The sequence below is a fragment of the Mesobacillus sp. genome (assembly GCF_047739415.1).
Taxonomy (GTDB): Bacteria; Bacillota; Bacilli; order Bacillales; family Cytobacillaceae; genus Mesobacillus.
Genome location: NZ_JBIQOE010000146.1, coordinates 1 through 6,110 on the forward strand (window position 1 = coordinate 1; position 6,110 = coordinate 6,110).

General features: G+C 42.7%; 5 protein-coding genes, 1 pseudogene and 2 riboswitches. Of the genes and pseudogenes, 1 reads left to right on the forward strand and 5 read right to left on the reverse strand.

The window, feature by feature from the left end; all coding sequences use genetic code 11:
• From ACH0QE_RS11495 to map, 5 genes and pseudogenes are all read right to left on the reverse strand, one after another.
• Positions 1–449: pseudogene (locus ACH0QE_RS11495) on the reverse strand (amidohydrolase); the annotation flags it as partial.
• A 138-nt stretch (positions 450–587) separates the two neighbouring features.
• Positions 588–1,424: a MetQ/NlpA family ABC transporter substrate-binding protein gene (locus tag ACH0QE_RS11500; protein WP_415800819.1), complete on the reverse strand. Its 837-nt coding sequence runs from the start codon at positions 1,422–1,424 to the stop codon at positions 588–590.
• 16 nt (positions 1,425–1,440) lie between these two features.
• Positions 1,441–2,091, reverse strand: a complete 651-nt coding sequence (locus ACH0QE_RS11505) for a methionine ABC transporter permease (RefSeq protein WP_415800820.1) — start codon at positions 2,089–2,091, stop codon at positions 1,441–1,443.
• A complete protein-coding gene (locus ACH0QE_RS11510) occupies positions 2,081–3,112 on the reverse strand; it encodes a methionine ABC transporter ATP-binding protein (RefSeq protein WP_415800821.1) in 1,032 nt (343 codons plus the stop codon). The genes ACH0QE_RS11505 and ACH0QE_RS11510 overlap by 11 nt, the downstream gene beginning before the upstream one ends.
• Positions 3,113–3,201: 89 nt before the next feature.
• Positions 3,202–3,306, reverse strand: a riboswitch (SAM riboswitch).
• An 87-nt stretch (positions 3,307–3,393) separates the two neighbouring features.
• Positions 3,394–3,497: riboswitch (SAM riboswitch) on the reverse strand.
• Positions 3,498–3,680: 183 nt separating this feature from the next.
• Positions 3,681–4,424 carry a type I methionyl aminopeptidase gene (gene map, locus ACH0QE_RS11515; protein ID WP_415800822.1) on the reverse strand — a complete coding sequence of 248 codons (744 nt, stop codon included), beginning with the start codon at positions 4,422–4,424 and terminating at the stop codon, positions 3,681–3,683.
• Positions 4,425–4,733: 309 nt separating this feature from the next.
• Here map and ACH0QE_RS11520 point away from each other — a divergent pair, with 309 nt between their 5' ends.
• Positions 4,734–5,549: a ZIP family metal transporter gene (locus ACH0QE_RS11520; protein WP_415800823.1), complete on the forward strand. Its 816-nt coding sequence runs from the start codon at positions 4,734–4,736 to the stop codon at positions 5,547–5,549.
• Positions 5,550–6,110: the final 561 nt, after the last annotated feature.

Sequence of the window (6,110 nt, forward strand, 5' to 3'; positions counted from 1 at the left end):
TTTACAAAGCTTCCTTTCGCGCTCCCATTTGGGCCCCCTTCTTCTGCAGGAGTACCAAAAACAACTGCTTCACCTCCAGTTTCATCCAGCACTTTGCTTAGCGCGATCGCAGCTGCGACACTTGTCGTGCCAATTATGTTATGCCCGCAAGCATGACCCAATCCTGGAAGGGCATCATATTCTGCGAGGAAAGCGATGGAAGGACCAGGTCTTTCAGACTTTTTACGTGCAACAAAAGAGGTTTCATGTCCAGCTACCGCTTTTTCGACTTCAAAACCTTCATCCTCTAAAATCTTGATAAGCCTGGCAGATGCAAAAAATTCTTCATTACCGATTTCCGGTCTTTCATGGATTTCATGGCTAGTTGATAAGTACAGCTCCTTATTAAGCTCAACGTTACCTATAATAGTTTCTTTTAACTCGTTAATTGCTTTTACTGATGTTGACATCCTGAATCCTCCTTAAGTTTTTTAAAAAATGGATGGAAGGGGGGCAGTTTTCACCCTTAAAAGCTGACCCTTGTTCCAACTCATGTCACTTCTTTAGCACTTAAAACCACCTTGTTGTCACAGAAATGCCGATTCTGATTACCAGCCAATATTGCTAAGAGGTACAAAGGTAGGAATCGTATTCCCTTTGTATTCTTTCTCGATGAATTCTTTGGTGTCATCCTGCTGGTAAAGTTCAGCTAATCTTTTTAAAGTTTTATTGTCTTTGTCTTCTTCCCGCACAGCGATGATGTTGATGTATGGAGTGGCAGTTGCACTCTCAAGGAAGATGGCGTCTGTCTTTGGTGTAAGTCCTGCGTCTACTGCGATTCCATTATTGATGATGGATGCAGCGACATCTGGCAATACCCTAGGTGTCTGTCCGGCTACAAGTGTCACGAATTCAAGGTTCTTAGGGTTTTCCACAATTTTATTTAGGGAGCCAATACCATCGAAGCCTTCCTCAAGTTTGATTAAACCAGCTTCCTGGAGTAAAAGAAGTCCTCTTCCCATATTCGTAGCTTCGTTTGCAAGGGCAATTTTTCCGCCTTCCGGGATGTCTTTAACATTTTTGTATTTATCTGAGTAAATGCCCATTGGTGCGATTACAGTAGTAGCGATTGGTACAAGGTCAATATTATGTTCCTTGATAAAAGCATCAAAATAGGAAACAGTCTGGAATGAGTTTGCATCCAATTCACCTTCAGCAAGGGCAAGGTTTGGTTGGACATAGTCTGAGAAAGTGACAATTTCGACATCGATTCCTTCTTTTTCAGCCTTTTTAGCGACAAAATCCCAGACCCGGTGATCCGTGCCGCTAACACCAAGTTTCACTTTGACTGTTTCTTCGCCTTCAGCGGATGATGAAGGGCTGGAACATGCAGTGCTGAATACGGCCAGACTAAGTACGATCAATGCTAATAGTAGTTTTTTCATTTTGATTTCCTCCTGATTATCTTCTTCTGATTTTTTTAGCTGTTATATTTCCAAGGGATTGAAGCCCCTGTACCATTACAATTAAAATGCCGACGGTGATGAACATCGTTTGGGTATCAAACCTCTGATAGCCATATGTAATCGCAAGGTCTCCTAAACCGCCGCCTCCGATTGCCCCAGCCATTGCCGATGCACCAATCAATCCGATTGTCGCTATCGTAAAAGCAAGGATCAGCGAGCTCATCGCTTCCGGGAGAATGAATTTTAAGACAATCTGCCAGGGAGTGGCTCCCATTGATTCGGCTGCCTCAATGACGCCAGGGTCCACTTCGAGCAGGGAATTCTCAACCAATCTGGCAATATACGGTCCTGCATAGAAAACAAGCGGGACGACGGCTGCGGCCGTACCAATTGATGTCCCAACGATCAAACGGGTAAGCGGAATGATTGCTACCAGCAGGATGATGAAAGGTACGGAACGAAAGACATTGATGACGCTGTTGAGTACATTGAAGACCGGTGCGTTTTCAAGCAAATGGCCTCTTCTTGTTACAACCAGCGCAATTCCAAGCGGTACACCGAGGACTGCCGAAAACAGCAGCGAGAACGCGACCATTTGCAGTGTTTCAATTAATGCCTGAATGATTTGTTCTGAATTAACTAGCATGTGCTGTCACTTCCTTTATGCTTACTTTTTGCTGGTCGATAAAATTAAGAGCCCTCAAAATTTCTTTATCACTGCCCTGGAACTCGACAATGAGGTTTCCGAAAGGTATTCCTTGAAGCTCGGTGATATTTCCGAAAAGAACATTCACATTGATATCAAAATTCCTTGAAAGCTGTGATAGAAGAGGCTGGCCTGCCGACTCACCGACAAAGTTGATCCGGAATATCTTTTGCAGTCCGGAATGTCGGTCAATGATCCTTCGAACCGAATCCGGGATTGTGTCATTCATGATGGAGCTCACAAAATTCCTTGCTGTCTCTGTTTTAGGAGCTGAAAAGACTTCGAAGACTGTACCTTCCTCGATGATTATTCCTTCCTCAATGACAGCGACCCGGTCACAAATTTCCCTGATGACAGCCATTTCATGAGTAATGATTAAAATCGTGATGTTGTACTCCTTGTTGATTTTTTTCAATAGCTGAAGGATGGAACTTGTTGTCTGCGGGTCCAGTGCCGATGTCGCCTCATCACAAAGCAGGATTTTCGGCTGAGTTGCCAGCGCCCGAGCTATGCCGATCCGCTGCTTCTGCCCGCCGGAAAGCTGGTCTGGATAATTGTCTGTTTTGTCAGCCAGGCCGACAAATTCAAGCAGCTGATGAACCCGCTCTTTTATTTGTGCCTTTGGAAGCTTTGCAAGGACGAGCGGCATTGCAACATTATCAAAAACAGTTTTAGAATTTAAGAGATTGAAATGCTGGAATACCATCCCGATATTCCTTTTAATCTCCCTGACTTCTTTTACAGAAAGGGACGTCAGGTTATTTCCATCTACGATAACCTTCCCGGAAGTGGGCCGTTCCAATAGATTCACACAGCGGATCAGCGAGCTCTTTCCAGCTCCGCTAAAACCGATGACACCGAATATCTCACCTTCTTTAACTTTCAGATCAATGCCGTTCAGGGCGGTTACCTTCTTGCCGCGGCTTTCATAAACTTTTTCCACTTTCTCAAATGTAATCATTTCTCTTCCTCCTTTGTAGAACGATAAAAAAACCCTCTTCCCGGGAATAGGAAGAGGGCATGCCTGATTAGACGTAGGACAAACTTCTCTTCTTATCTCCCAAGCTATTGCTTGCTGGATTTGGCACAGTCCTCCGTAATGAGTCCGCTGCCGAAGCTTCATAGGGCCAGTCCCTCCGCCTCTCTTGATAAGAAAATCGATATGAAATTGTGGGTGGGGTTTTTTGGGAAAATAAAAGTCCCCTTCAGAAAGAAGAGGACATCAAATTAAAAGTCAGCCTCTTCTTATCTGTCAAGCTCATGCTTGCTGGATTTGGCACAGTCCTCCAAAGGAGTCCGCTGCCGAGGTGTCATAGGGCCAGTCCCTCAACCTCTCTTGATAAGAAGTAACGAATATTGAGTTATAAATCTTGTTTATTACTTTACTGCGTCATAGAAAAAGTGTCAATCATTTTGTTGGATTTTTTTTAGTAATACGAAAAATAGGAATATAGTCTGAAATGACAGGGATCAGCTAAAAAAACAGAAACCCCTGCAGCAGCAAGGGTTTCAATCTAGAAAAGTGAGCTCTATCTGGTAATCACAATCGGCCCGTTCTTGGTAAGAATGATGGTATGCTCACATTGAGCCACAAAGCTGTTTTCTGTTACATATGTCCATTCATCGTTATCATTTTGAAAAACTTCTTCTTCACGGGTCGAGATGAATGGTTCGAAAGCGATGACCATGCCATCTTTCAGAAGTTCGTCGTCCCATGGCTCATGATAATTATAAATATGATCAGGTGCTTCATGGATTGTGCGGCCGATTCCATGTCCTGTAAGGTTTTTGATAACCTTTAGTCCATTCTTTCTCGCAGTTGCCATAACTGCCTTGCCAAGTCCGCTTTTCTTCGAACCTGGCTTCGCTTTCTTCAAACCTGCTTCAAAGGCCTCGGCGGCTGTTTCGCATAACTTGGTTAAAATAGGATCACCTTCGCCAACGACAAATGAGATTCCAGTGTCGGCGAAATAACCATTTTTAGAGCCGGAAACATCGATATTAACAATATCGCCTTCTTTAATCACACGGCTGCCTGGTATGCCATGTGCCACCTCTTCGTTTACACTGATGCATGTATATCCAGGGAAATTGTATTCACCCTTTGGTGCAGAAACCGCTCCATGCTGTTCAAACAAGGCGCCAGCCATTTCATCGAGCTCCATCGTGGTAATACCAGGTGCAGTCTTCCTGACTAACTCCTCTCGGATCAAGGCAACGATTCTGCCAATTTCTTTTAATCCGTTAAAATCTTCTTCTGTTTTCGCAATCATATTTATTTCCTTTCTAAATCATCGAATTATCTTATTAGAGTATCCCTTTTTGGTGTGAAAATCCATTCATTCGGCTCAGTGGTATAATAACCTTCATTTTCTTTAATAACAGAGTATTGGTTTTGATCCTAACTGAATAAAAATGAAATAAGATTGGAAGAACGTTTAGAATGTAGTAATCTTGATAAAAGGAAATTGGTTATGCCTGTTTTACGGTGAACAAGATATATTCACCACTTAATGATAAATATAATACATTAAAAGATATATGGATTCCGATTACTGAGCACGTCTTTAGGAGGAAAAAAGATGCTTGAATATTTTATGGAGTTACATCCAGTAGTCCAGGCGCTTATTGGTACATTGTTCACCTGGGGAATGACTGCTCTTGGAGCAGCTTTAGTATTTACAACAAAAAACCCTAACCAAAAGTTTTTGGACAGTATGATGGGCCTGGCTGCAGGTGTAATGATTGCTGCAAGTTTTTGGTCACTCCTGGCACCTGCTATTGAGATGGGTGAGAGCGGGAGTCTTCCAAGCTGGCTGCCTGCTGCGACTGGTTTTATCTTAGGTGGATTGTTCTTGATGGTCGTTGATAAAATAATGCCCCATTTGCATCCTGGTTTAGGAATGGATAAGGCAGAGGGAATTCATCCCGAAAAGAAAAGACGGAGTACTTTAATGGTATTGGCGATTACCCTCCACAACATTCCTGAAGGGCTTGCGGTTGGAGTAGCATTCGGGGCTGTTGCCGCAGGCTTTCCTTCTGCATCGTTGATGGGGGCAATCGCACTTGCGATCGGGATAGGGATTCAGAACTTCCCGGAAGGGGTTGCAGTTTCCATGCCACTCCGGACGGTAGGAATGTCGAGGAAGAAAAGCTTCCTTTACGGCCAGTTCTCGGGCATGGTAGAACCAATTGCAGCGGTCATTGGAGCAGCCTCGGTCGTGTTCATGGAACCCCTCCTTCCATATGCTTTAAGCTTTGCGGCAGGGGCAATGATTTTCGTAGTGGCCGAAGAAGTAATTCCAGGCTCCCAGGAAAATGGCAACAGCGATTTGGCTTCGTTAAGCCTAATGTTTGGATTCACAATCATGATGATTCTTGATGTGGCACTAGGATAATGAAATATGGTTAACATGAATAACTGTATAATGAAAAAAGCTAAAAACCCTGAGCAATAGACACATTTAAAAGTCTATTGCACGGGGTTTTTTATTTAAGACTATGTGATTGTTATTTTTGATTTTAAAAACACCAGCCAGCCTTATTGATGAGTAAAACCTGGAACTATGATTAGATTCTTGAAAACATGACTACTGCAAACGGGACAACCTAAGATTTTTCGGTCCAGCAAAGTACCGACCTTCATCTTGCAGTGCATATTCATTTTTATAAAACGAATGAAAACGATAACAACATGATAGTATCAATATTTTGTTCTATAAACCTAAAACTAAAAAATTGGTACCATAAGCAAAATTCGATGGCTTATAAATGTAAGCCCTTTTTTTTATGATAAAGGTACAAGTTAAGACAACAGCAACTAAGGTGGTGAAGAAATGGAAGTCAAGATTCAACAGCCAGTCGAACAACAAGTCAGTGACACCATAATGGCAGAGCCAACAAAAAAAGAAAAATACAAAAAAATTAAAAAGACAATCATTTCTCAAAAGTATTTGCAG

What these genes read in the sequence shown, in the direction of transcription:
- ACH0QE_RS11500 (WP_415800819.1), bottom strand. Translation starts at nt 1,424, where the DNA reads ATGAAAAAACTACTATTAGCATTGATCGTACTTAGTCTGGCCGTATTC.
- ACH0QE_RS11505 (WP_415800820.1), bottom strand. Translation starts at nt 2,091, where the DNA reads ATGCTAGTTAATTCAGAACAAATCATTCAGGCATTAATTGAAACACTG.
- ACH0QE_RS11510 (WP_415800821.1), bottom strand. Translation starts at nt 3,112, where the DNA reads ATGATTACATTTGAGAAAGTGGAAAAAGTTTATGAAAGCCGCGGCAAG.
- map (WP_415800822.1), bottom strand. Translation starts at nt 4,424, where the DNA reads ATGATTGCGAAAACAGAAGAAGATTTTAACGGATTAAAAGAAATTGGC.
- ACH0QE_RS11520 (WP_415800823.1), top strand. Translation starts at nt 4,734, where the DNA reads ATGCTTGAATATTTTATGGAGTTACATCCAGTAGTCCAGGCGCTTATT.